This window comes from Microvirga sp. VF16, assembly GCF_016864375.1.
Classification (GTDB): Bacteria; Pseudomonadota; Alphaproteobacteria; order Rhizobiales; family Beijerinckiaceae; genus Microvirga.
Map to the genome: position 1 here is coordinate 43,668 of NZ_CP069355.1, position 24,490 is coordinate 68,157.

At 63.1% G+C, this 24,490-nt stretch carries 20 protein-coding genes and 4 pseudogenes; 17 read left to right on the top strand and 7 right to left on the bottom strand.

All coding sequences use genetic code 11. The annotated features are described in order from the left end of the window. The first annotated feature begins 1 nt into the window (after position 1). The 4 genes from JO965_RS25705 (at position 2) to groES (ending at position 6,196) form a co-directional block, all read left to right on the top strand. Positions 2-691, top strand: a complete 690-nt coding sequence (locus JO965_RS25705; protein WP_203444973.1) for a DUF4194 domain-containing protein — start codon at positions 2-4, stop codon at positions 689-691. Further along, complete coding sequence (locus JO965_RS25710) at positions 691-4,152, top strand: SbcC/MukB-like Walker B domain-containing protein (protein ID WP_246776991.1); 3,462 nt, start codon at positions 691-693, stop codon at positions 4,150-4,152. The genes JO965_RS25705 and JO965_RS25710 overlap by 1 nt, the downstream gene beginning before the upstream one ends. A gap of 3 nt (positions 4,153-4,155) precedes the next feature. Next, positions 4,156-5,373 (top strand): Wadjet anti-phage system protein JetD domain-containing protein, encoded by a 1,218-nt coding sequence (locus tag JO965_RS25715; RefSeq protein ID WP_203444974.1) that lies wholly within the window; start codon positions 4,156-4,158, stop codon positions 5,371-5,373. A gap of 508 nt (positions 5,374-5,881) precedes the next feature. After that, the gene (gene groES, locus JO965_RS25720; protein ID WP_203444975.1) at positions 5,882-6,196 is read left to right on the top strand and encodes a co-chaperone GroES; all 315 of its coding nucleotides are present in this window, start codon (positions 5,882-5,884) and stop codon (positions 6,194-6,196) included. Between the two features lie 211 nt (positions 6,197-6,407). On the opposite strand, the gene JO965_RS25725 is transcribed toward groES, so the two are convergent. Continuing rightward, positions 6,408-6,785, bottom strand: a complete 378-nt coding sequence (locus JO965_RS25725; protein ID WP_203444976.1) for a hypothetical protein — start codon at positions 6,783-6,785, stop codon at positions 6,408-6,410. A 43-nt stretch (positions 6,786-6,828) separates the two neighbouring features. Between JO965_RS25725 and JO965_RS25730 the strand changes: the two genes are divergently transcribed. The 5 genes and pseudogenes from JO965_RS25730 to JO965_RS25750 all read left to right on the top strand — a co-directional run bounded on the left by JO965_RS25730 (position 6,829) and on the right by JO965_RS25750 (position 10,546). Further along, complete coding sequence (locus tag JO965_RS25730; RefSeq protein WP_203444977.1) at positions 6,829-7,065, top strand: hypothetical protein; 237 nt, start codon at positions 6,829-6,831, stop codon at positions 7,063-7,065. A 358-nt stretch (positions 7,066-7,423) separates the two neighbouring features. Next, a complete protein-coding gene (locus tag JO965_RS25735; protein ID WP_246777074.1) occupies positions 7,424-8,014 on the top strand; it encodes a TetR/AcrR family transcriptional regulator in 591 nt (196 codons plus the stop codon). Positions 8,015-8,093: 79 nt separating this feature from the next. After that, entirely contained in the window at positions 8,094-8,960 is an 867-nt protein-coding gene (locus JO965_RS25740; protein ID WP_203444979.1) for an NAD(P)-dependent oxidoreductase, read from the top strand. Positions 8,961-9,688: 728 nt separating this feature from the next. Continuing rightward, positions 9,689-9,895, top strand: a pseudogene (locus tag JO965_RS25745) (STAS domain-containing protein); the annotation flags it as partial. 12 nt (positions 9,896-9,907) lie between these two features. Next, positions 9,908-10,546 (top strand): CYTH domain-containing protein, encoded by a 639-nt coding sequence (locus tag JO965_RS25750; protein ID WP_371826920.1) that lies wholly within the window; start codon positions 9,908-9,910, stop codon positions 10,544-10,546. A gap of 14 nt (positions 10,547-10,560) precedes the next feature. On the opposite strand, the gene JO965_RS25755 is transcribed toward JO965_RS25750, so the two are convergent. Then, positions 10,561-10,803 carry a hypothetical protein gene (locus JO965_RS25755; RefSeq protein ID WP_203444980.1) on the bottom strand — a complete coding sequence of 81 codons (243 nt, stop codon included), beginning with the start codon at positions 10,801-10,803 and terminating at the stop codon, positions 10,561-10,563. Positions 10,804-11,448: 645 nt separating this feature from the next. Here JO965_RS25755 and JO965_RS25760 point away from each other — a divergent pair. Both JO965_RS25760 and JO965_RS25765 read left to right on the top strand, forming a co-directional pair. Next, the gene (locus JO965_RS25760) at positions 11,449-12,081 is read left to right on the top strand and encodes a hypothetical protein (protein WP_203444981.1); all 633 of its coding nucleotides are present in this window, start codon (positions 11,449-11,451) and stop codon (positions 12,079-12,081) included. Positions 12,082-12,341: 260 nt separating this feature from the next. Further along, a complete protein-coding gene (locus JO965_RS25765; RefSeq protein ID WP_203444982.1) occupies positions 12,342-12,497 on the top strand; it encodes a DUF1127 domain-containing protein in 156 nt (51 codons plus the stop codon). Between the two features lie 339 nt (positions 12,498-12,836). On the opposite strand, the gene JO965_RS25770 is transcribed toward JO965_RS25765, so the two are convergent. After that, positions 12,837-14,465 carry an MFS transporter gene (locus tag JO965_RS25770; protein ID WP_203444983.1) on the bottom strand — a complete coding sequence of 543 codons (1,629 nt, stop codon included), beginning with the start codon at positions 14,463-14,465 and terminating at the stop codon, positions 12,837-12,839. A gap of 1,444 nt (positions 14,466-15,909) precedes the next feature. Here JO965_RS25770 and JO965_RS25775 point away from each other — a divergent pair. The 6 genes and pseudogenes from JO965_RS25775 to JO965_RS25800 form a co-directional block, all read left to right on the top strand. Then, positions 15,910-16,200: pseudogene (locus JO965_RS25775) on the top strand (helix-turn-helix domain-containing protein); the annotation flags it as partial. A 31-nt stretch (positions 16,201-16,231) separates the two neighbouring features. Continuing rightward, positions 16,232-16,753, top strand: a complete 522-nt coding sequence (locus tag JO965_RS25780) for a transposase (RefSeq protein ID WP_246777075.1) — start codon at positions 16,232-16,234, stop codon at positions 16,751-16,753. Next, entirely contained in the window at positions 16,737-17,900 is a 1,164-nt protein-coding gene (locus JO965_RS25785; protein ID WP_203444984.1) for an IS110 family transposase, read from the top strand. The genes JO965_RS25780 and JO965_RS25785 overlap by 17 nt, the downstream gene beginning before the upstream one ends. Positions 17,901-18,430: 530 nt before the next feature. After that, positions 18,431-18,931: pseudogene (locus JO965_RS25790) on the top strand (aminotransferase class I/II-fold pyridoxal phosphate-dependent enzyme); the annotation flags it as partial. Next, complete coding sequence (locus tag JO965_RS25795) at positions 18,906-19,778, top strand: phosphonopyruvate hydrolase (RefSeq protein ID WP_203444986.1); 873 nt, start codon at positions 18,906-18,908, stop codon at positions 19,776-19,778. The pseudogene JO965_RS25790 and the gene JO965_RS25795, both read left to right, overlap by 26 nt. 6 nt (positions 19,779-19,784) lie before the next feature. Beyond that, positions 19,785-19,985 (top strand): transposase, encoded by a 201-nt coding sequence (locus tag JO965_RS25800; RefSeq protein WP_203445469.1) that lies wholly within the window; start codon positions 19,785-19,787, stop codon positions 19,983-19,985. Positions 19,986-21,420: 1,435 nt separating this feature from the next. On the opposite strand, the gene JO965_RS25805 is transcribed toward JO965_RS25800, so the two are convergent. The 4 genes and pseudogenes from JO965_RS25805 to JO965_RS25820 all read right to left on the bottom strand — a co-directional run bounded on the left by JO965_RS25805 (position 21,421) and on the right by JO965_RS25820 (position 24,358). Continuing rightward, positions 21,421-21,978, bottom strand: a complete 558-nt coding sequence (locus JO965_RS25805; protein ID WP_203444675.1) for a transposase — start codon at positions 21,976-21,978, stop codon at positions 21,421-21,423. 14 nt (positions 21,979-21,992) lie between these two features. Next, positions 21,993-22,535, bottom strand: coding sequence for a helix-turn-helix domain-containing protein (locus tag JO965_RS25810; protein WP_203444674.1), 543 nt, complete (start codon positions 22,533-22,535; stop codon positions 21,993-21,995). Positions 22,536-22,561: 26 nt separating this feature from the next. After that, positions 22,562-23,266: pseudogene (locus JO965_RS25815) on the bottom strand (aminotransferase class I/II-fold pyridoxal phosphate-dependent enzyme); the annotation flags it as partial. Positions 23,267-23,446: 180 nt separating this feature from the next. Continuing rightward, complete coding sequence (locus JO965_RS25820; protein ID WP_203444987.1) at positions 23,447-24,358, bottom strand: LysR family transcriptional regulator; 912 nt, start codon at positions 24,356-24,358, stop codon at positions 23,447-23,449. Between the last annotated feature and the right edge of the window lie 132 nt (positions 24,359-24,490).

Consider the following 24,490-nt stretch of genomic DNA (forward strand, 5'->3'; position numbering starts at 1 on the left):
GATGCTGAGCGAGTTCGAGCAGGTCGAGGCAACCTTCGGCGCTGAAAAGGCGGCCGATCTCCGCAAGGCCTGCCGCTACCTCCTTCGAAACCAGTTCGCGTACTCTGGCGACCGCGGCGCGGCCACGGTCTATAACACGCTCACCGACGCCCGCTTCCGCCGCGTTGCCGACGAGCTGTTCGACAGCCTTGGGTACCGAGTCCACCGCAATGCCGAGGAGCAGTGGGTCGGTATCCTCCTCGATGACGACGATCCCTCCTCGGTGCCGAGGCTGAAGCTCGAGGAGACGATGGTTGTGCTGGTTCTTGGCAGCCACTGGCAGGAGGAAGCCGATCTCGGGAACCTCCTGGACCGGGCGACGGCACTCACGACAGTGAACGTACTGCACGAACGCTACAGGGACATGGTGCAGACGGCAGGCAAGTCCGCGATCCCGGCGGCGCGGTTCCTAGACCTGCTCCGGGAGGTGGCCGCGAGAAACCTGATCGCAGTCGGTGAGCTCGACCGCGACGCGCAGGACCGCGAGGTCGAGATCCGGCCGATGATCAAGCTCGTGAGCGGTTCCGACGCCTTAAAGCGCCTTGAGAGCTACGTGAAGTCCGAGGAAGTATCGATGCGCAGGACTTCGGCCGCCGTAATGGCCGCCCTCACACCCGATACCGACGCCGGCCGCGATGAGGAGACCGACTGATGGAACTGCGACGCCTCACCATGGTGAACTGGCACCTCTTCGACGCGGAGGACATTGAGGTCCGGGGCAATTTCGGGATCCTCGGCGAGAACCGTTCGGGCAAGTCGACCATCCTGGACATGGTGCAGGTCGTGCTCTCCGGCGCGAGCCGTAACCACCTGCGCCTGAACGCGGTCGCGGGTGAAGGCAGCAGGGGGCGTTCGTCCTCGAAGCGTTCGGTGCTCGGCTACTGCTTGGGCACGCTGGGCGACGGCGAGATCCGCCGCCCGGAGTCGCTGACCTATGTCGCGCTCGGCTTCGAGGATCCGGAAGGGCTCCGGCCACCCGTGACAATCGGACTGGCCCTAGAGGCCCGCAGTACGGATGCCGCCGAGACGGTGCTTGGGCGTTTTGTCGTGAACGGGAAGCTGCTGACAACCACCGACTTTACCGAGGAGAGGGACGACGCCCAATACACTGTGGCATGGGATGACGTTAAGGCACGCATCATCAGCACAGTGGGAACCGCCAACTTTATCAATCACCGCGATAAGGCGACCGACTTCGTCCGGGAGTACATGCGGCGACTCGTGCCCAGCCTTCCCAACGCAGAGCAGAGTGCGGCAGCGCTGCTGAAGGCGGTCGTGAACGCCATGTCCCTGAACCAGGGATACTCGGCGACCGAGTTCGTCCGCCGCTTCATTCTCGAGGAGAACCCGATCAGGATTGGGGAGCTACGCAGCTCGATCGAGACCTACCGCGGGGTGAGCGCGACCATCGTGACCATGCGCAAGAAGCTTGAGGCCCTGAAGGCTCTGCGGGAGCAGGTTTCGGCCTATGCCGAAAGCCTGAACCAGAAGGCCCTCGAGGATTGGCTGTCCCGCCGCGCGCGGTGGCTCGCCGCCCTTGCGGCCAACCGTGCATTCCGGGAGGAGATCGCGGCGGCCAGACGGCACATCGATTCTGAACAGGAGGACAAGGACATTGCCTTGGAGGGAATCCGGGAGGCAAACCAGGAAATCGAGCGCCTGAACGCAGCCATTGCGGCGCATGCCGCGAAGTCCGGCCGGGACCAGTGGGCGCAGAACCTGAGGAGCATCGACGAGCAGAGCGCGATGATGCGGGATGCAATCCGCAGGCGGACGCAGGCGGCCGCGGGACTCGCTCCCCTGTCGAGCACTCTCGGTGAGGGAGGCGCGTTCAAGGCGTATAGCGACCTGGCGGCCGCAGCCGTCCCGGAGGCTAACCCGGAACGGCTGCGCGAGGCCGAGCGCGCATTCCGCGACGCTGCACCTACCGTCGTCGCAAAGGTGGAGGCACGCCGCCGCGAGGTATCGGCCGAAATCGTCCTGCTCGCCCGGGAGGTCGACGAGCTCAGGCAGGTGCTCGAGCAGGCGCAGGAGCCAGGATCGGCCGCCTACCTTACCCGCGAGACGAAGCTCCTGATGCGGAGGCTCGAGAGCGCCGGCATGGACGCGCGGCCCCTCTGCGATCTCGTCGAGATCATCGATCCGGCATGGGTGCCGGCCGCCGAGGCCTTGCTCGGCCGCGACCGCGAAGTTGTCTTCGTGGAGCGCCACCGCATCGGTGATGCGACTGCCCTGTATCGCGACGGCCGGCGTGAGTTCAGGGGCGCCTCCCTCGTGAGCCTGAACAAGCTCGAGGAATTCCGCGAACCTCCAAGGCCCGGCACGTTCCCATCGTTGTTCAGGACGGACGATCCGGACGCGATGGCCTTCCTCCAGCGCCGCTATGGAAACGTGCGCCTCGCGCGGACGCTCGATGAGTTTAACCTTCCAGGCCGGGCGCTGATGCAGGATGGCCTATACGACGATGGACTCGTCCGCAGCCACAGGTCCATCGATGCGCGGGAGCACAAGATCGGCAAGGCCGCGCAGGCCGACCTCTTCCGAAATATGCGGGAGACCTTCGCCGAGAAGGGCGGAAAGCTGTCGAAGCTCCGGCAGGAGGAGAAGGCCCTCGACCGTGCCCTCAGCGCCATCGTGATCCTCACCGAGGATGAGAACGGGATCTGGCTCGCAGACATGCTGGCGAAGATTCACGGCTGGTCCACGGAGCGGGCGGATGTCGAGGCGCGGATCGCAGCGATCGACGCCGCCGGGGACGGCGGTCTAAGGGAGCGGCTGACTGCGCAGAAGGCATTCCTGAAGCGCAGGGGGGACGAACTCGTCTCCATCGAGGAGCGGACCAGGAAGCACAGCATCGCCCTCGCCGTCGGCGAACGCGCCCTCGACGGGAATGACAGCGTCGAGGGGTCCAACATGAGCCTCAGGCTGGCGAGGACGCTCTACGGTCACGAGCGCAAGTCATTCTCGTACCGCCAGGGCAGTGCTGCCTACCGTGAGCGGATGCGGGCATTGCGGAAGCCGAATGCGCCGGCCGTCCTTCCTCCTGCCGAGACCGCCCGCCAAGCGGCGGCGATCCACCGCAAGCTGGGACAGGACGCCATGGTCGCATCCGAACGAGCCGAGAAGCAGAACCGCCAGGCGGAGTTGGCCGCACGCGGGGCCTTGCGCGACTACTTCAACGAGTTCGGCGTAAGCGGCCAGGTCGGCGCCGACAGCCCACTGCTCAACGAGGTGAAGCCTTGGATGGACCTCCTCATCGAGGACATCGAGGGCAACGAGCTCCGCCGCTACGAGGACAAGGCACGCGAGGCGGCCGAACGCGCGTCCACCCTGTTCCGGGGCGAGTTCGTGAATGCCCTGACTATGCGCGTGTCGAAGATGGAACGAGACCTCAACGCGCTGAACCGGAGCCTGAGGGACCATCCCTTCCATAACGAGCGGTACTCGTTCCACCGGACGGCTGAGGCAGAGTTCCAGCCAATCCTGAAGGTCATCGAGATCAGTCGGATCTCGGACGAGGCCCTGGACATGCTGTTCAAGGCCGACGTGCCCGACGACTTTCCGCACAAGGACACGATCAAGGCCGTCGGGCAGTTGCTAGAGGACCCGGAAAAGGACTTCTCGGCGTTCGAGGACTACCGGAATTTCCACACCTTCGAGATTCATATGGAGGATATCCACACGAAGGCCAGGACACGGTGGGAAACGCGCCGGAACACGGGCTCCGGGGCCGAGCAGCAGGTTCCACTGTACGTCGCCATCGGGGCGTCCCTCGCGGCTGTCTACGGGAGTGCATCGAACGGCCGAGGGCGCCCGAAGGGCATGTCGCCGGCATTGTTCGATGAGGCCTTCTCGAAGATGGACGGCAAGAACCAGCGGGCCATGATGGCCTTCTACGAGGACCTGGGACTTCAGGTGGTCATCGCCGCGCCGCTTGAGAAGAAGGCGGCCATCATGGGCTACATGGAGACGCTCGTGGAGGTGGATCGGATCGGGGAGCAATCGACCACGGACGTCGTTCACGTCGGCCGGCGTGCCCGCGAGGAGATTCTCGCCATGAATCCTGAGCACCTGACGGACGAGCAGATCTCCAGCCTAATGGCGGCAGAGTAGACCGTGGCCCGCAAATTCACCGACGCGGCGGCGCTGCTCCACGATCTGCTCGACCGACGGGAGGGCGGAACCGAGGCCCCATTCGCCTATCCGGACCATGCAGCATTCCCGACCGTGATCGCAGCCGACGCATTTATGAAGGCCATTGCCGCTGCCAAGCGCGCGGGCTGTGTGGCCCTCGTCCACGGGACCGGGCGGAAGCGTGACGAACTCAAACTGGTAAGACTGACCGACGCAGATGCCCTATATGCACACCTCGGACGCGAACCGTCCCACGAGATGGCAGACCGCGCACGGTCGGAAATGCTCAAAGATCTCGATGTTCATCCGGCGGTGCGCGACGCGGCTCTTGCGGCACCGGATGCGTGGTCCCGGAAGCGGACTTGGTGCAATCTCGGGCCTGATGACGTTCAGGCGGTGCGGACGGCCATTATGCTCGCGCAGGCGATCGTGGACGGACGCCATCTTGGGCTCGACTACCGGACCTTCTCGCGCAAGGCGACCGGGAACAGCAAGGCACTCGAGAGGTTGGAAGCCGCGGTCCTTCGGCTCGTGGGGGCAGCCATCGACCTTCCCCCGGCGGCGGGCCCAAGAGCCGCGCTGGCCACCCTGGGGCTCGAACGGTTCAGCCCGCCGCTACTCCTAACCGGTGCGCTCACTCTGGATGGCACCGCACTCCCGCTGTCGTTGCCATATCTCGGTCTGCCACCGGGAGAAATTGGGCGGATCGGGTTCAATCGAACACCAGCCTATGTTCTCACAATCGAGAACTTCGCAAGCTTCAACCGACACGTCCTTGAGGCCGACCATGATCGGACGGGGCTGACCATCTATGTCGGGGGCTACCCCTCCCTGGCGACCCAGCGCGCACTCAGTGCCGTCGCAGCGGCACTTCCCGGGCAGGTCCCGTTCCTCCACTGGTCCGATATCGATCCCGACGGCACCTGGATCTTCAGGACCGTCGAGCGCGCCATCGAGCGGCCACTTCGGCCCCACCTCATGGGCCGGGAACTGGCTGAAGCCTATGGCGAGAGGCCGTCCCGCGCCTCGCAATTGCGCGCCGGTGAGGCAGCGGGATCGATGATCTCCGATCTGGTTGACTATCTGGCTGGGCCGAACGCCAAGGTGATGGAACAGGAGGAGGTCAATCCAATGCTTCCCGATCTGAGCCCACGGGCCGCAGCTCAAACCGCCGCAGGTCGGCGCAAGGTCGTGGACTAGCTGAAACACATCGAGAACCAGTCGAAGAGTGGGAGGCCGCCGGACGATCCGATGGCCAGCTATGACTTCACCTGGCTCTGGCGTGATCTGGGCCTGGAAAAGCTCAGGCGATAGAACCGGCTCGTAAGTGCGTCAGCGTTGGCTCGGATGGTGGCTGCTAACGTTGAGAGCGTTGCGCAGGCCTAGGCTTTGCGGGTGAACAAATTACTGAACGGACGAGGCTTGTCATGTGAGGTAACGATCCAAGCCTCCCCTCGCCTATTAGCTGCCTAACTGCGTCAAGATAGGTCCGAGCCGATGGGCGAGGAAGACTGTCCAAGGTTACCGGTGCTCCAACGCTGCTCACGAGGATCCGGCGCACCCTAAGCTTGGCCTCTTCAGAGGCTCTTGCTTTACCAGATGCGCTAGGCTATCACCTCGCCTTAGCACTCTCATGCGTCGAGTGCTAACGCTGCTGCCCGGCGCAGGCGAGTGCTCCCAATTCACCGATAGAATGAGGAGGCCCCCCATGACGTTTCGTCCGCTGCACGACCGTGTTGTCGTCCGCCGCATCGAGGCCGAAGAGAAGACGGCCAGCGGCATCATCATCCCGGACACCGCCAAGGAAAAGCCGCAAGAGGGCGAAGTCGTCGCCGTCGGCCCCGGCGCCCGTGACGAGAGCGGCAAGGTCGTCGCCCTCGACGTGAAGGCCGGCGACCGCGTCCTGTTCGGCAAGTGGTCCGGCACCGAGGTGCGTATCGATGGCCAGGATCTCCTGATCATGAAGGAATCCGACATCATGGGCGTCGTCGAGCGGTCTGCTGACGCGCAGAAGGCCGCCTAAAACAGCCTATCCTCACCCGATCAAAGCAACAGGGAGGCGTTCGACCAGCAGAGCGTCTGGGATTCCGGTCATCGCGGCTCCAGCCCGTGGGGGCGCGTGACATTCAGCCTGTCGTGCCGGTCGTCGCAGGTCAATCCTGTCCCTGCCCATGAGGGGCGCTGACCCGGCAGCGGGACAAAGAAGAGGCCCCGTCCCGCTGGTTGTGATGGGCTCAACGGCATACCGTCACCCGGCGCCACACCCGCCCGCCGCCCGGGACGAACACTTGGCGCTTGACCAGATAGCAATCCGGGGCGACAGCATAGGAGGTGATGCCGAGGGCGAGCGGCAGTCCGCCGGAGATGAAGCCCAGGCGCCAGTGGTGGCCCCGATGGCCATGGCCGTGGCCGACCCAAGGCCGGTGCGGGCCACCGGGAGCGGCCACGGCATCGCCGGCTGCGACGCAGGAGGAGATCGTGAGAGTGACAGCGCCCAGAGCAAGAGCGGCGACCGCGGCTTTGAACGAAATGCAGGTTATGCTTGTATCCTTCCTATTGTCCGGGGCGCCCTCCGATGCCCATTGGTCGCAGCGGGCGGGCAAAAGGTTCACGATCTATTCGCCCCTGTCGCTCTGCGCGGCGCAGAGATTCCTGTTGGCTTATGTGCCCATAGCATGGCGCGCACCGCCGCTGATCTCGCTGCTTGCGGCTCTGGCGGCATGGAACGCGGCCGCGACGCTCTTCCGCCTGTTTCCTCCACAGCCGCTTGTCGGCATCGCCGTGTTTGCCATTGTCAGAGTCGTCGCGCGAAGCCTCTGGCCAGCGTCCAAGCCGGTCCGCGCGGACCGGCTCGGTTTGCTCTGCGCGGCATCCTCGCCGGGCTCCTCGTAGCCGTCGTCACGGCCGCAGCGAGCCCACTTGGAGCGACGGGCTCGGGTCTGCTGCCGGCCTTCCCGATCGGATACACGGTCCTTGCCATCACAATCCACGAGCAACTCGGAGTGGTGACAGCGGCCGCGACGCTGTATTCCGCCATCCTTGGCACCGTGAGCCTAGCAGGGTTTGCGCCACGCTGCGCTCGGCATGCCCGCCATGCCACCGGCCTGGGCCTTCCTCCTCGCTCTGGCAGTCTCGCTGGCCATCACCATCGGCCTCATTCTGCGATCGCGTTTCGGACGACCCTAAGCCAGATCGCCTTGACAAGAACGTCAGGGTAATTATGGTATGTTCGTTCAATAATCACCGTGTGATGATCATGGCGCGACCGCGAGAGTTCGACGAAGAGCGCGTTTTGGACGCCGTGATGGAGTCCTTCTGGCGCAACGGCTATGCGGGCACCTCCGCCCAAGATCTCGTCGACGCCACCGGCCTCGGGCGCGGCAGCCTCTATGCAGCGTATGCCAACAAGAGTGGCCTCTTTGAGCAGGCCCTTCTTCGCTATCACAAGCGGGCGCAGGCCAATGCCGATCAGGTTCGACGGCCAGGGGCGCCGCTAAAGCGACTTCGGCAGTTTATGCAAGACATCGTTGATACCGATCTGGCGGCATCGGAGAAGCGGGGATGCCTCGCCACGAACAGCGCGATCGAGGTGGCTGGCCGCGAACCGGGGGTGGCCGACCTTGTGCGTCAGAACTTCCGCATCCTGATCAGGGGCATCGAGGACGCGATCCGGCGCGGACAGGTGGCAGGTGAAATTCGCTCAGATGTCGGCGCTGAAATCCTGGCCCTCTTCGTCTTCAACGCCGTGCAGGGACTGCGCGTGTTGGCGAGGATAGCCACCGTGCAAGACCGCAAAAAGGTGGCCGCGGTCATCGACCAGACATTGGCCGCGCTGACATAAGCGTGCGTTCTTTGGCCAGTTATGGAATTGCCGTTCAATAATGTCTCGATCAACACTCCCATCACAACAGGAGCCTCCCATGGCAGATCAGAACCGCGCTCTTTCGGTCGCCGTCCTCGGCACTGGCCTCATCGGCGCTGCCATTACGCGAAATCTCGCCCGCAAAGGCTTCAATGTTCGCGCGTGGAACCGGACTCCGGACAAGGCACGGGCGCTTGCGGCGGATGACGTCGAGCCGTTCGATCAGCCTGCCGAGGCTGTTCGCGACGCCGATGTCATTGTCACCGTGCTGAAGGACGGCCCCGCCGTGACCGAGGCCATCACGGCGGCGCTGCCTGGCTTGCGCAAGGGGATTCTCTGGCTACAGCTCAGCACGGTCGGCAGCGAGGCAATCGACGCGCTTGCTGCCTTCGCCGAGAAACACGGGATTGTCTTCTACGACGCACCGGTTCAGGGCACACGTCAGCCGGCGGAGCAAGGCAAGCTGGTCATTCTCGCCTCCGGCTCCGAAGAGGGAAGGAAGATCGCTCAATCGGTTTTCGACGCCATCGGGCAGCGTACCCTTTGGGTGTCCGACAAACCGGGCGCCAGCAGCCGGCTCAAGCTCGCGCTGAATGCTTTCGTGTTCGCACTCACCCATGGCACGGCCGAAACCCTGGCGATTGCCAAGGCGCTCGGCGTCGATCCGGAGCTCGTGATCGAGGCCGTGACCGGCGGGCCGCTCGACAGCGGCTATTTCCAGGGCAAGGCCGCGGCGATCCTCAAGGGTGACTATACGACCAGTTTCTCCGTCAACAATGGCGTGAAGGACGCGCGGCTGGTGGTGGACGCTCTGGCCGGAACGGGCGTTAACGCGGACCTCGCGGCGGCCGGGCTTGCCCGTTTCCAGCGAGCGGTCGCTATCGGCCATGGCGACAAGGACATCGCTGCCTCATTCCTCGCCTGACGTGTGATCGCATGACCATGTCCGAACACCAGGCCAGATCGCCGGAGGTTGGGCGCGCTCGGATCGGTGGTAGCGGCCATTCCGGTCGTCGCGGCGACGCGAAGTTGGAACCGCCGCCCATCTCAGCGTGATGCATTCGCCAGGCGGTATCTTTTCCGGAGCAAGACCACAGAGTGTCGCGTTCACGATATCTACGAAGCCTGATCAGCCTCGTGGGATCAGAGGTGAACAGACCGCCAACGGCCAGGGCTGAGACATGCCGTCATCGCGAGAATGGTCGCGCTCTTCCCAAGCCCAGTCCCCTCGTGCACGAGGGATTGTGGTGCAGCCGTCGCGAACGGTGCCCGGATGTGAGGCGATGCGGCGATAGAGCCGCATGATGCAATTGGGCTTGAGCCGCGGATCCGAGGACACGATCAGGTTTCTGCCGAAACGGCAGAAGAGTTCATCGGAAAGGACCAGTGTGCCCCATTGATCCAATCACTCACATGCGAGGCCGTTGGGGAACCTCATCAGTACCATTCCTCGTCCCTTCGTTTGAGATAATCGACCCAAAAAGGACAAGCTGACTATCTGTGAGCCGGGGACAGCAAGAACACTCTCTAGAGAAGGATGAATTTAGAAGATCTAACTCTTGAACCCAGGCTCATGACCACGTTAGATGCTTTCGCAGAATGCAAGTCTTCTCTTAGTTTATCCGGAGCCCATCGGCCCCATCACCAAAATCCGTCACCAGCATCGATGTGACCGCGGCCGATGCCCTGACGGAGCTTGACGAGGTATTGCTGGCGGAAGGCGTCGAGCCCCGGTTTGCCGAGCTGAAGGATCCCGTCAAGGACAAGCTGAGGGGGGTCGGGCTGTTCGATCCCTTCGGCGAGACGCGGTTCTTTCCCACGATCGACGCGGCCGTGTCGCGATACCACGAAACGACATGAAGGGGCTTGTCCATGCCTGTCGAGATCGAGCGCAAGTTCCTGGTCACACACGATGGATGGCGTACGCCGGAGCCCGGCCAGCGCTATCATCAGGGCTACCTCTGCAAGGGTGAGATCACCGTCCGGGTTCGGCGCGCCGCTTTTCATGCCTTTCTCACCGTCAAGGGGGGCGGCAGCGGTCGCATCCGGCCCGAATTCGAGTACGAAATCCCGGTCGACGAGGCGGAGGAGCTGCTCAAACTCTGCCGCCAGCCGCTGATCGAGAAGGTGCGCCACGAGGTTTGGCACGCCGGCATGGTGTGGCATGTGGACGAGTTCGCCGGCGAGAATGCCGGCCTCGTCCTCGCCGAGGTGGAGCTCAGTCATCCCGACCAATCGGTGGTGCTGCCCGATTGGATCGGCGAGGAGGTGACGTCGGATGAACGCTACCGCAACTCGCGCCTCGCTGATGCACCGCAAGGAGACGGCCTCAGCGGGCGGCCACCGGAGCATCGTCCTCCCTGGAATGAGCGGAGCGGGTGCGCCGCTCCCACGGGAGCGTTGGCGAATATTGTTCGGACCATGACAAAGTTGACGGGACAGGACGATGCGGGCGGCGCTTCTGCCCCGGGAAAGTGGAAGGACGCTCGACAGGAAGGCAGTGCCCCATGAAGCGGGAGACAGTATCAAAGAACGGAATGAAGCTTGAGGAACTGAGGGCCAAGGCCGTTCGCCGCGGCGACAAGTTGGCCACCACGCTTCGCAAGCTGGCGGCCAAAGGTGACCCGAACGGTACTTCGGTCGAATCTCTCCTGAAGGAACTGGAGCAGGTATTGCCACAGCTGCGCCAGCTCGCGGACCAGCAGGATGGCCTGCCGGCGAATCGGGATGCGAGACGAGTTGAGAGGGCCTCGGCGCAGGCTAGGCATGCGCGCCCAGGTTCACCAAAATCGAGGAGCCGAAAGGACAAACGGCAGCCGGTCTCGGATCCGGCCGTTGCGGAATAGTGTTGGACATCAAGTAGTCGACGTACCGAGGCAGAGCTGAGGCCTCGCGTCCAGCCGACATGGATTCCGTGGATCTTCATGGGAGGGAGCCACGGCCTCAGCTCCCGGGCGGGCGGCTGGCACACAAGGCCGATAGCGCTGGATCGGACCAGTCCTGGAAGGCGCTGCAGCAGGCCGTCACTTCAGCACCTCGCCCATCCTTGAGGCCCACGTCAAGGGGGCCGTCGTCCCCACCGTTGCGCATTTACTCGCACGCTCGCAAGGTGAGGGTTAGGAGAACCCCGTGAGGCGGCGAGTTGGGCCGCGCCGGACGATGCTCCCCATGGGTCCCTCTTCAGGAGACCATAGGCGCCAAGAGCGAGCGGGATGAGATTGGAGATCCTTCTGCATCCTTCGTGCGATCGGAAGGCCGACGGGTCTCTGCATTACGGAAGATCGTAGGGGATGCGCCCGGTTCGAATGAAACCACCCCAGCTGAGGCGGTGTCTGGGCCATTAGATGGAATGGGAAGAACTGCGCTGCCGTCCGGTCAGGTTCTGTCACAATTTCCGACAGGGGACGGAAAGATTGACACTGCCGGCGCTCGATCGGGAGCAGATCTTGCGCTGGCCCAACAAGTCCCTGCGCCAGCGGCTGATCCTGGGAGCAACAGCAATGCTGCGCTACCTGCGCCATGGGCGTGCCTCACTTCGTCGTGTCGGCTTTGGCAATGAGCATAGCGAGAAGGCGCTCGCCAGCACTCTCGGAGGAACCCGAATTGTCGATCTGCAGCACATCGTCACCGTCGACACTTTGCTGTTCACTGCGGGCAAGACACTGCCGGATGCTCTCCAGGCCTTCGCGTCCCTGCCTGGCCAGACGGTGCGCGAGGATGTCCATAGGCGCGGTCACGTTGACGACAAGCACTTGCGGGTAACGCTGTCGCGCTTCGGCCAAGATGGCGCGCGAGCCGTTGGCGACGACGACGTTGCTGCGCTCGAGCCACTCGTTGATGGCCGAGGGGAGTCCATAGGACAGGCCATGGGCCTGCCAATGCAGCGCGAAGGCCCCTTCGCGAACCGGCCGCTGGAAATGTCGCCTGTGGTCTTGGCGCAACCGTGCACGCCGTCGATTGGGTTGACTCACAACCTTCCGGAGAGGCCCCTCTCAATGGCTTCCCACAAACTCTCCTCTCTCGTGGTCCCCATCAGAACCCTCTGAACAGATCCTGCGCACCTCACCTCCTTGTTCTCTTCCAGGGAAGGAGGAATGGACAGAAAAACTTTTTCTCCAGAGTGCCCGAGCCATGCTTCGTGCGTACTCCGATTAACGATTGATGACAGCAACATGCATCGTGGGCATGCCTGCCTCAGTTTGAGCAGCACTGCTCATGTGTGAAGCGCACCGATATAGATGTTGCACGGCACGCCTAAGAACCACAGGCGCCCACCCTCACACCAGCGAACGGACAGGAGTTCCAGATGTTCGTGTCCCAGATCCTTGCTCAGATCCGTGCTTACATGCGTTACCGCGAGACGGTCACCGAGCTGTCTCGGCTCTCCGATCGTGAACTCGATGACCTCGGCATCCGGCGTTTCCAGATCGACAGCATCGCTCGACGAGCCACGGCCGCCTAACGTTCTGCTGCACCGCGGCGCATGTACGCCCGTTCCTCACCAGGCGTTTGCGTTCACGGATGACATGCACCACCCACGAACGCCCCTTTCCCGCTCTCTTCCAGAGGACAACACCAGCGCAAGGGTTCTGGTCGGATCGTCTCATTGCGGGCCATTGTGCAGTTGATCTTTCGAGGATTCTTCAGCTCCAGCCGAGGACAGAATCGTCACATCAACGAAACGCAACGGGATCTGGCGGAAAAGACGGCACGGCAGACACCCGACGTGACGGGTCCGGTCCTCCTCTGTCACCCAGTGCCAGTTGCCAACTCGCCTCTTCGTGCAACAGAGCGCTCCCACTCAGGTCCTGCCGAAGTGAGGCTTGAGCGGCATGTCGTCGTGCACCCGTACGGTCTGCCGTTCGATCTTGTGGTGGATCTTGGGTGGGTCATCGTCCCTGTGCAAGGCTTCCAGGCGCGCCACAATCTCAGCGTCGGCATGCGTCTGCCTCTGATTGTGGCGCACGTATTCGACCCACGTGGGGACGTGGTAACTCTCGGTCCATAGTTGGGGCTCTTCCAGGTCGCGCAGAAGCGCCCATTGCCTGGCCCCATCGCGAAGTCGGGCTCTTCGCCGCGCGGCCATCACGCTGAGGAATTCTGTAACGTCTTTTTGATCAATGCGATAATCGACCATCACCATGATCGGTCCGCTGCGCGGGCGCAGGTCAAGCTGCAGCGCCGGTTCGCTGAATGTGTTGGTCGGATCGAGATTGAGGGTCTCAAAATCCGGTTGGCGCAGAACAAGGCCGATCAGGCCACCGACGACAAGAACAAGGCTCGCAATGAACAAGGCGCCGGAAACGCCCTGCGCGTCCGCCACCTCGCCCCAGAGCCAGCTGCCCGCCGCCATGCCGCCAAACGACGCTGTTTGATAGAGAGACAAGGCTCGTCCAACCACCCACCGGGGCGTCGAAAGCTGAACCGTCACGTTAAACAGCGACCAGGCCTGCACCCACGCCATACCAGCCGGCAGGAGAAGCAGGCAGCTCAGCCAAACGTGTTTGCTCCAGGCCAGACAGACGCAGCTGATGGCCAGCGCAAAGAAAGCGCCGCGAACGACCCATTCATTGCTGAGAACATCCCGAACCCATCCGATGAGAAGCGCGCCGCCAATCGCCCCGAGGCCGAAGAACCCGAGCATGATGCCGTAGGTGATCGCCGTGCCCGCGACCTGCTCCCGGGCCACGAGGGGCAGCAGAGCCAGAATGACGACGGCGGTGAGACCGAACACGAAACTCCGACCCATCACCGTGAGCAGGTTTGGCGACAACAGCACGTAGCGGAAGCCTGCGGCCATCGCACTCCTGAACGATTCCCGCGGCAGCAAGTTTTGCGCTGGTTCCGTCTTCCACTGCCAAAGCGCGATGATAAGGGCGAGATAACACAAGACATTGAACAGAAACGCAAAGGCCGCACCAGCTGTTGCGACGATGAGGCCACCGATCGCCGGTCCGATGCTGCGCATGAGATTGTAGCTCATGCTGTTGAGGGCCACCGCGCCGGGCAAGTGTTGCCGGGGAAGAATATCGCCCATCGAGGCGTACCAGGATGGGTCATGCAGCGCCCAACCGCAGCCGATCAGGAAGGTCAGGCTCAACAGCATCCAGGGTGTCAAGGCGCCGGCATAGGCGAGAAAGGCCAGGGAAGCAGAGACGCCTAACATCAGCAGTTGCGCCACCAGCATGATCCGCCGGCGATCAAAGTTGTCCGCGAGCGCTCCTGCGGCGAGCGAAAACATCATCACCGGGAGTGTGGCCGATGCGTGGACGAGGGCCACCATCTCATGGGACGTGGTAAGGCTCGTCATCAGCCACGCGGCTCCCACGCCCTCGACCAGGCTGCCCAGGTTTGAAACCAGAGACGCTGACCAGAGGGAACGGAAGGTCTTATACTGAAACAGGACCAGCGGAGATGTTCGCTTCGGCATGGTGAGTGGACTTTGTCATGAAATCGTGTTGGCGCAACACGAGCCTCTGGGATGGTGTTGAGAACAGTGCCGGATTAGCACTCATTCCGAACTCAGCACGTGTCTGCCGAGGGCATTTCTACTTGATCTTTCCTCGGCATGTTTCCCCGCATAACGCTCAGTTGCCGACCAGTTTGCAAGCCGATGAAACCCTCGGGCGCGCAGTGTCTGGCGAGCGAGGGCGCGAGACAGGACGATGAGTTCTCAAGATGTCATTCGCGCCACACCGGACCGCCCCTTGAACAGCGCTGCATGGGCGCACTGCTCGCTCTCGAATAGGTGTGGGTTCTAACGCTCGGACATACCGAGCCGGATTGAGAAGGCTTGTGACGGTGCGTCAGCGTCCTGGAGAGCCAGGACAGGCCAAGAGGCGTCGCAGGCGTTCTACGAGAGACAATCTAATCGTCATGTGGGACATCGGGGATCTGCGGAAGCGAGAGGAAGTCATGGGTGGAGGCATGCAAGCGTCTCCGGGAGGTCAGTGATTTCTGGCACGAATACTGCCGTATCGGCCAAAGGCCGTCTAGCTTGTGGATATGCGTTGACGCCAAATTTTTATTTGCATTGCCCCTCTTGACAGTGAGCCTCCTGCCTTATTCGCCTGAGGGGCCATGCAACATGCCTCCTGAAAGAGCTGCACCAAGGGCATACTTTTGATAGAGCGGCCGACAAGCCGAAGAAATTGCTCCCTCAGTTTCTGTAGCCACTGTGGTGGTGACGCACCTTCTAATCTGTCCCACGGTGTGAAGGCGTCAGAATACTATCAACTCCGAAGGTCGGCCGCATTTGGTGACACGGGAGTCTCATCGGGTACACCGCATGCTGCAGCGCGATGCGGACCTTCGAGCAACGCGCCAACGGCACCAGTGCGGCCACTTCATACGTCGGCTGAGAAACGCCGCGGCCGCATTCCATCAAATGCTGCTGCGGGTCATGGGTTGCGAACATACAGCTGTCGTGACTTATGGCAGTTGAGAGCACAAGTAGAGGACGGTGAACGCGGATGAAGTGACAGAGATCACGAGACAAAGATCAATGACCGTTCGTGGCCGATTGTTCACAATGCGGTTCACCATGACATCTCCTGAAAGGTCGGGGTTTAACGGATGCTCTTCACAGACGCGCAACACTCAATGGGGTGCGCGTGTGGGAGCCGCGGCGGACCACGCTGCCGATGACCTCGTCTCCCCACACAAGGCCGTCGCTGCTAAGTAGGTCTCCATAAGAGTTGCAACGGGAGAGCTGCGGGTGTTTCCTTGGGAGCATGCAACACCATGATCACTCTCCCGGGACGGGGCTCGACGAGGCGGATCGCAAGCGGCTGGCCGCAGCTCTTGCTGGCGCCCGTGAGGCCCGTGTGTATCGCCGCCTCGAGGCGCTGCTGTTGGTGGCCGAGGGCCATTCTATGGCCGAGGCGGCCCGCCGCTGCCGGGTCAACCGCTCCAGCGTCCACCGCTGGCTGGCGCAGTACCGGGCCGAGCACCAGACCACGGCACTGATCGACCGGCCGCGCAGCGGGCGTCCACGCCGTCACCCGAGGCTCACGCCGCAGCGGCTGGCGGCGGCCCTGGCACGCGACCCACGCCGCTGCGGCTACCAGGCCACGAGCTGGACGGTGCCGCTTCTGGCGCACGACCTCGCCGTGAAGGGCATCGCCGTCAGCCCCCGGACGCTGCGGCGGCGGCTGCACGAGGCCGGCTATCGCTGGAAGCGCCCGCGCTACGTCTATGTCGAGCGCGCGCCTCATCTGCAGAAAAAGGGGCATCGCCCGACGTCTGAAGGCCGGCTGGCACCGGGGCGATCGGCTGCTGTGCCTCGACTGGACGCTGCTGCGGCTGTTTCCACCCCTGCGGGCGACCTGGGCGCTCAAGGGCACCCAGGCGGTCGTGCCGATCACCGGCCGCAATGCCAAGCGGGTGCGGTTTGGGGCGATCGACTTGCGAAGCGCGCGCCGGGTGGTGCTGATCCGCACCCGCGCCGGTCAGGCCGATGCCCGGGCGTTCCTGTGCGCGTTGCGACGCCGCTACCGCCGTGCCGGCTGGCTCTGGCTGCTGAGCGACCGGGCCAGCGCCCACACCGCCCCGCAGACCCAAGCGCTGGCAACCCGGTTGCGCATCCGGTTCGTGTGGCTGCCCAGGCAAACACCCGAACTGAGCCCAATGGATCAGAAGCTATGGGGATACGGCGAGGACAGTGCATCATCGCCGGCGGAGCCAGCCAAAGGAGCGCCCCATGCCCCAGTGCCATGACTTGAGCCGATCTCGGAGTGCCTTCGTACAAGACAGCACGATCATCGCCGTCGTCGAGATGAGCCAGGCCAGCTGGCTCGTGGCCGCCATGGTGCCAGGCCTTGATCGCCATCCGCTCAAGAAGCTCGAGCCGGACCAGGACGGGCTGCTGCGCCTTCTGCGGCGCTGGCAGGACGAGGCCGTCCAGGCCGGCCGCCCGATCACCCGCATTGCCGTCGCCTTCGAGGCCGGCCGTGACGGCTTCTGGCTCGCCCGCTGGCTGCGGGCGCGCGGCATCGAGGCCTACGTCATTCATCCCACCAGCATCGCCGTCTCGCGCGAGCATCGGCGAGCCAAGACCGACCGGCTCGATACCGCCTTGCTCAAGCGGGCCTTTCTCGGCTGGCTGCGTGGCGAGTCGGATCACTGCAGCATGGCGGCGATCCCGTCTTTGGCGGACGAGGACGCCAAGCGTCCGAGCCGCGAGCGTGAGAACCTGGTCGAGGAGCGCACCCGGCTCGGCAACCGCATGAAGGCAACCCTCGCCCGCTTTGGAATTCGCAGCTTCCGGCCGACACTGCGGACCGCGCCCGAACAGCTTGAGGCGCTGCGCACCCCTGAGGGTGTTCCCCTGCCGCCCAACACCCTGGCCGAGATGCGCCGGGATCTGGCCCGCCTGCAGGTCGTGCGGGAGCAGATCCGGGAGATCGAACAGGCCCGTCTGGAGCGGCTGGACAGGGCCCCTGGAGAGCGGCATAACACCATGGTTCGCCTGCTGGCCCGGGTGATCGGGGTGGGGGTCGAAACGGCGGACTTGCTCGTCAACGAGATCCTCTCGCGTAATCTGCGCGACCGCAGGGCCGTGGCCCGTTACGCGGGCCTCACCGGGGCGCCGGACGAGAGCGGAGCCAAACGCCGGGAGAAGGGCTTGGCGAGGGTGGGCAATGCTCGGGTCCGTCGCAGCATGCTCCAGCTCGCTTGGCGCTTTCTGCGGTTCCAAGCCGACAGTGATTTGGCGCGCTGGTACCGGGCCCGCACCGCAGATGGCCGGGGAGCCACGCGCAAGACCCTGATTGTCGCTCTGGCGAGGAAGTTGCTCATTGCTCTGTGGCGTTTGGCAACGACCGGGGACCTGTCGCAGGGGATCATCCTTCGCCCGGCCGCGTGAGGCAAAGACCAAAGAGGCGATCAAGCTTCGGCCGCCAACGGCCGACACTGATCCGAGGTGGCGGCAACCCGACCCAGAGCATGGCCATCCTGCCGTGATCAGAATGGGCCCGCCGCCGCGGAGCTGCGCCAGCGATGCGCATGACTGCATCATGGGCCCGGATCTCAGTGATCCGCCGAATACAAGGGTGCCGGGCGATCGCCCGTGCCAGACGGCCAGCTCTCCTCGGATTGTCACAAGTCCAGCCTCCGCCAGACTGCACTCAACTCCATGACAGCAGGCTAAGACAGATGAATCAGCTCTTGACTTAAACGGCCCCATACAAGCTCTGGCGCGAGCTCAAGCGGCTGGTTGCGGCCAATCGGCAGGCGGCCTCCATCGATGCTCTGGCCGCTGATGCCGCAGAATGGGTGCTGAGGCTGACGCCGCAACAGGCGCGTCGCAAGGCTGGCATGGTATCCAAACACTTCTGGCTCAGAAAGCTGTCGCAGAACTTTTGGCAACCTACTTAGTGGTGCATCCGGCAGGTAGTGGGCTACGGCGCCGGGCCGAAGGATCTCATCAAGGCGATGAACACCATTGAGGGCCAGACATCGTCGCACACCAGTTCGATCTCGCAATATGCGGCGATCGAAGCCATTGTGGGCGATCAGAAGTATGTCGCAAACTTTGTGTCCAAGTTCCGCAAGCGTCGTGATTTCGTGGTCGAGAAAATCAACGAGGCCGAGGGCCTGACGTGCCGCGTGCCGGAGGGAGCCTTCTATGTCTTCGCCTCGTGCGCCGGCGTCATCGGCAAGACCACCGCTCAGGGCAAGCTGATCGAGACCGACACGGATTTCGCCATGTATCTGCTGGAACAATTCGGTGTCGCCGTCGTGCCGGGCAGCGGCTTCATGGCCTCGCCCTACATCCGCATTTCCTATGCCTCGTCGCTCGATGAACTCGAACGCGCGTGCGCCCGCATCCTCGCGGCCTGCGCGGCCCTTTCCGAAACCGGGAGCCGTTATGAGCAAAGCACGACAGTTGCGTGATCGCATGGCCGAACGCGGCCTGGTCCACATCATGGCCGCCCACAGCCCGCTTTCCGCGCGGCTGGCGGAAGAAGCCGGCTTTGACGGCCTGTGGGCCTCGGGCTTCGAGCTCTCGGCCCTGTATGGCTTGGCGGACGTCAGCCTGGTGTCGATGACGCAGCATCTCGACATGGTCCGCGCCATGGCCGAACAGTCGTCGCTGCCGATCGTGGCCGACATCGACACCGGCTTCGGCAATGCCATCAACGTCATCTATGCGATCCAGCAGTATGAGCGCGCGGGCGCTGCCGCCGTCGTCATCGAGGACAAGACATTTCCGAAGGTCACGAGTCTCGTCGCCGACGGTCGACAGGAACTGCTGCGGATTGAGGAGTTCGAGGGCAAGATCCGCGCGGCGGTCGCCACGCGGTCCGACCCTGACTTCCTGATCATCGCCCGCACCGAAGCCCTCATCGCCGATCTCGGGGAGGACGAGTCGCTCAGGCGCGCCGCGGCGTATGAGGCGGCTGGCGCCGATATGATCCTCGTTCATTCCAAGCAGAAGACGCCAGACGAGGTCGAGAGCTTTGTCCGCGCCTGGAACGGCAAGGCACCGATCGTCATTGTCCCCACCGCCTATCCGGAAATGAACGAGGCCCGCATCAAGGCATTCGTCAAGATCGCCATGGTCATCTATGGCAATCATGCCGTGCGCGCTTCGATCACCGCGATGAGGGATGTGTTCTCCCGCATCCTCAAAGATCGCGGCATCCACAACGTCAACCGTGCCATCGTCTCCGTCGAGGAGGTGTTCCGCCTCCAGAAGATGGATCAGGTTAAGGCTGACGAAAAGCAGTTCCTGTGCTGACTTAATCTGGGGGAGCATTCTCTCGGCAGTGCCGTCGCGGCCCATGATGCTGTCCATCATACGGCTCGTGAGTCTGCGCGTGGTCCGGTGCACATCAACTCGGCGGAAGGCTTCAATGACTGGGTGCGCCGCACCGTCTCAGGTGCGTTCCACCACATCAATGCGCATCGGGCTGATCTTTACTCCAATGAGATCGGCTTTCGCTGATCACAGCGGGTCGTCACAGGCCAGGCGCCGCGACATACGCGCAAGGCCCTAAGGTCACCAAGATCCTATCGGCGCGGGTCCCGCCAGTATGGCAACTCCTAGCCGTGCTTTGCTCAGCGGGCAAATCAGGCGCCGGACCCAAGCGTGTGGGAGCGACCTTCTCTCGCGACATGCCGCCTTCTTCGATGATCTGCAGCTTGCGTTCTGTTGTCCCGCGCCGCCGGACATGGCCAGCCATCAGCTGTACCTGCCGATACTTCTCGGATACGAGCTTGTCCTTAAGCACATGCTTGAGCCTTCCTGCTGATGCGGATGCCTGGTCGAAGCGGGGCGGCTCACCAGGGCGAATTATTGCAATTTAGCTATTAAATTGGCCCGTTTCCTGCACGACAATGCGAAAGTTGGATGATTTTTACCTCACTGGCGGTGTTAATTTGAAGGTTAAGGATGGTTCGGCCTCGGTGAAAAGCGGGATCGGGACCGACATGCGAAGCCATCCTCGGTTTGGTTGAGCAGCCCGCCGTGCTGTGTGTCGCCGCCTGTGTCGGAACGACCCGCCTGATCGACAACCTGGTCCTTGATGTCGCTTGTGACAGCGGAACAGATCTCGTCCTGGCGCAGCATCGCGATGTTTTTTGAAGGAAATTGCGCATGCCTCTGTTCTATTTCGATGTCCAATTGGGACCGAGTTGCTTGCCGGATCACACCGGCCTTGACCTGGAGACCGAGGCGGCCGCTGACTGATCGCCGGAGCCACGACCACCAAAACCCTCCTAGTGTGGTGCGACGAGCATGGCCCTCGCAGGGGCCGATCACCGTCGCGTGCCGTCAGCGACACGTGCTTTCAGCCGTGCCGGACGACGTGAGTGCCGTCCTAGCCACCGCCGGCGGCGAAACTGTCCGCCCTCGGCAAGGTTCGCATCATGCGGGGCCCTCTGCCGCTCGCGGCGCCCGAGAATTGGTCTTATGCCGCAACGCCTGACGGCAGGCAGGAACACTGTGCTTCTCAGCGGGACCGGGACGGCGCTCGCGCTCGTGACGGAACGGTTTTTCTCCGACCTCGTCTCGTTCGCGGCCTCGCAGCCATCGTTGTGCCGCGGCCGCGATGAAAGGTCGCGCACAGGATCAGCGACGCAGCCTGGGAGGTTTGAGCGATGACAACCCACCCGGACCTGATGTCTCACGCCTTCCCGGATCCCGACCTGATCGAGGAGATCCAGTTCCTGGATCACCGGATCCGGTTTGGACCGACGAAAACCGGCTGAGTGTCGTTTGTGGCGTGTCAGGGCCACCGTCCAACCATCGTTCTCGCGGGTGCTCGCGACACCCTGCTCGCGCAGTCGAACAAGCTAGTCGAGGAGCGGATCGGGGGGAGGCATTGAAGTGAGGAGTGATTATCGTTGGCCGCTGGCCTCTAAGTGGTGCATCCGGGAAGTCACGCCGCTCTCGGCAGGAGTGCAATGCCGGGTGAGCGGCGTGGGCGATGCCGACGGCGTCCGCCCCAGACAAACGGATGGCGGTGCGCATTCCAGTAGACTGTCGAGCGGTGGATCGCATCGGCGATCTCGTCCCAATTCTCGAAGCGCCGGCCCGCTAACGCCAGTGAACGCAGGATCTTCCACCAGGGCTCGATTAGATTGAGATAAGCCGCGTATTTGGGCTGGAACACCATCTCCCAACGCGGATGCGCCAGCACAAACAGCAGCACGTCGGTTGTGCGATGCGAGCTCAGATTATCCATGATGGCGTACACCCGCTTGGTCGAGCTCGGGATCCAGGTCTCAACCTGGTCCAGGAAGTCGACCCAAGGCGCACTGCCGCGTCCAGGATAGGGATGCGTGAAGGCTTCACCCGTTGCGGGACAGAATGCACCGAAGATGTAGCCTTTGGCGCGGCGGCCATAGTCAATCTCCTGTCTCGCGCGCTCGGCTGGTCGCGTCTTTGTCTGCACCAGCGCCCGCCCGGCATAACTCTTGGCGCTCACCGGTCCCATCTCGTCCAGACAGACTACACAACTGCCCGCAGGTGGCTTGGTGTAGAGCGTTTCGATCTTCCCCTTTTTTCGGCGAAGGCTGGATCAACCCGCTCCCCGAACCAGGTCTCGTGCTTGCGCCAGCGCAAGCCCTCGTGGAGCAGGATCTCGTCGATGCGGCTGCGTTGCATGGCGATACCTTTGTGCTCGTGCAGGTAGGCCGCCAATCGGTCGAGCGTCCAGGCAGCAAACGGCAGCCCGAGCGTCTGAGGCTTGGTCAACGCGGTGGCAATCACGGTGGCCGTCTGCTCGGGCGTGTAGGTCGGCCGGCGGCCCGAACGGTGCCGGTCCTTGAGCGCTTCCAAGCCTTCCGCGTTGAAGCGGCGAATGCGCTTGCGCACGGTCTCTCCATCCAGGCCAGCCCGGGCTGCAATCGCCGAGGCGCTCTCACCGTGACTGGCGCGCCAGATGATTTGCGCACGCTGCACGCGGTGGGCCGGAGCCGTGTGGGAGTGAGCCAGGCGCTTGACGGTCGCGAGTTCTTCAGCGGTTAAGTCCCGTAAGCAGACCGGTGCCATGGATCGCCTCCGCCAGCAGGTCAGAAGGGACTGCCATTATACCCCAGACGCCAGCCGGTCATGGCGCTGGATTTGGACACGCCATTGACCGTCAGGGTCCGGTCGATGAAGTCAGGGGCGGCTTCGGCCATCGTGGCGAAAGGCACGTCGTAAACGAGCTTCTCATAGATATCGTCCGCCAGCACATGGACCTGCGGATGCCGGCGCAGAACTTCGGCCAAGGTGGTGAGATCGGCCTTGGAATAGACCGCGCCGGTCGGGTTGTTGGGCGAGTTCAGCATCAGCCACTTGGTGCGCGGCGTGATTGCCGCCTCCAGATCCTGCGGCTTTAACTTGAACCCGCATGGCTCCTGGCAGGCGACGAGCACCGGCTCGCCTCCAGCCAACCTCACCATATCCGGATAGGAAACCCAACATGGCGTCGGCACGATGACTTCGTCCCCGGGATCGAGGCTGGCGAAAAGTGCGTTGAACACCACCTGCTTGGCACCGCAACCCACGGTGACCTGATCGATGTCGTAATCGAGCCCATTGTCGCGGAGGAGCTTCTGCCGGATCGCCTCGCGCAGCGGCTTGACCCCAGCGACCGGTGTATAGCGCGTCCTGCCTTCAAGGATGGCAGCGATGCCGGCCTTCCGGATCCCCTCAGGTGTCCCGAAATCCGGCTCCCCCTGGCTCAGCGTGACAATGTCAATCCCCTGCTCGCGCAAGGTGGCTGCCTTGGCGGTCATGGCCTTGGTCTGGGATGGGCGGACGGACTGGAGCCGTTTGGCAAGTAACGACAATGGAAGATCCTCGCAGAACCGAATTTTCGCCCGGCACTAAACGAGTCACCGGCCGCTTGCCAGTCTTGGTATCGCGCAAAGCGGGTATAATGATCGCGTTTTGCGATAAATTTCCAAAGCCGCAGGCTAACGGCCACCAGATTCGTCCTCCATCGTCTTCCGGCAGAGCCGGGTGAGCCAGCGGCAGAACGCACGGGCAATGTCCGGATTGCCGCCCCGATCCACCGCATAGGCACGGTATTGCATCCCGCTCGGCGCCCGCGAGCCGGGAAGCACTTGCAACAGGCCCTGTTTGATCAGGTCTGCGACGACAATGTGCGGCGTCACGAGCAGGGTCTGGCCGGTCGTGACCGCCGGCAGGGCCAGATAGTGGTGATCATAGCGCGCGCCGGTTTTGATTTCCGACGTCTTCAGGTCCATCCCGCGCAGCCAGGTTGGCAGAATGTCAGGGCGCGACGTGACGGCGATCACCGGCGTCGTCCGCAAGGCGTCGAGGCCGCGGCCGGCCACACAGTCCGGCGCACCGACGCAGACGAGTTGTTCATCGTAGACATCCCAGCGATCCGCCGGCTCGGTCAGCGTCAGGTCGCGGGTCAGCAACACATCGAAATTGTCGGTTCCGTTCGGGGCCGACAAAGAGCTGATGACATCGACGGTGACGCCACCCATTTCCTGCGAGAAATCGCGCAGGTTGGGGATGAGCACGGTATAGGCAAAGGTCGACAGCGACGTCCGCACGACGAGGTGGTTGGCGTCCTTGCGGTCATTGCGGCGCATGCGCTTTGCCGTGAACAGGATCGTGTCGAGCGGTTCGGCCACCGCATCGGCGAACAGCCGCCCGAAATCGGTCAGCCGGCTTTGGCGGCCGCGCCGTTCAAGGAGCTTTGCCCCGAAATAATCTTCGAGAACCGCCAGGTGACGGCTCACAGAACTCTGCGTGATGCCGAGCGCCTTCGAGGCTCGAGTGACACTGCTGTCGCGCGCAACCTGCACGAAGGCCCGCACCGCATTCAGAGACAGATCCTTTTCCTCAGCCACGATTCCTCGCCTCAACTTATCTGGAATTCATCGAGAATTCGGCGTTCGTTATCGCATTATTCGATGTACGTCATCAACCTGTAGCAAAAACGGGCGACTAGTCCCGACCGACACGGGCGCACATCAAGCGAA

Excerpts from the sequence above, each read along its gene's own strand:
- JO965_RS25735 (WP_246777074.1), top strand. The coding sequence starts at position 7,424 with ATGATCATGGCGCGACCGCGAGAGTTCGACGAAGAGCGCGTTTTGGAC.
- JO965_RS25750 (WP_371826920.1), top strand. The coding sequence starts at position 9,908 with ATGCCTGTCGAGATCGAGCGCAAGTTCCTGGTCACACACGATGGATGG.
- JO965_RS25740 (WP_203444979.1), top strand. The coding sequence starts at position 8,094 with ATGGCAGATCAGAACCGCGCTCTTTCGGTCGCCGTCCTCGGCACTGGC.
- JO965_RS25770 (WP_203444983.1), bottom strand. The coding sequence starts at position 14,465 with ATGCCGAAGCGAACATCTCCGCTGGTCCTGTTTCAGTATAAGACCTTC.
- JO965_RS25785 (WP_203444984.1), top strand. The coding sequence starts at position 16,737 with ATGCCCCAGTGCCATGACTTGAGCCGATCTCGGAGTGCCTTCGTACAA.
- JO965_RS25765 (WP_203444982.1), top strand. The coding sequence starts at position 12,342 with ATGTTCGTGTCCCAGATCCTTGCTCAGATCCGTGCTTACATGCGTTAC.
- JO965_RS25780 (WP_246777075.1), top strand. The coding sequence starts at position 16,232 with ATGTCGAGCGCGCGCCTCATCTGCAGAAAAAGGGGCATCGCCCGACGT.
- JO965_RS25795 (WP_203444986.1), top strand. The coding sequence starts at position 18,906 with ATGAGCAAAGCACGACAGTTGCGTGATCGCATGGCCGAACGCGGCCTG.
- JO965_RS25705 (WP_203444973.1), top strand. The coding sequence starts at position 2 with ATGCTGAGCGAGTTCGAGCAGGTCGAGGCAACCTTCGGCGCTGAAAAG.
- JO965_RS25755 (WP_203444980.1), bottom strand. The coding sequence starts at position 10,803 with ATGCCTAGCCTGCGCCGAGGCCCTCTCAACTCGTCTCGCATCCCGATT.
- JO965_RS25710 (WP_246776991.1), top strand. The coding sequence starts at position 691 with ATGGAACTGCGACGCCTCACCATGGTGAACTGGCACCTCTTCGACGCG.
- JO965_RS25810 (WP_203444674.1), bottom strand. The coding sequence starts at position 22,535 with ATGGCACCGGTCTGCTTACGGGACTTAACCGCTGAAGAACTCGCGACC.
- JO965_RS25805 (WP_203444675.1), bottom strand. The coding sequence starts at position 21,978 with ATGGGACCGGTGAGCGCCAAGAGTTATGCCGGGCGGGCGCTGGTGCAG.
- groES (WP_203444975.1), top strand. The coding sequence starts at position 5,882 with ATGACGTTTCGTCCGCTGCACGACCGTGTTGTCGTCCGCCGCATCGAG.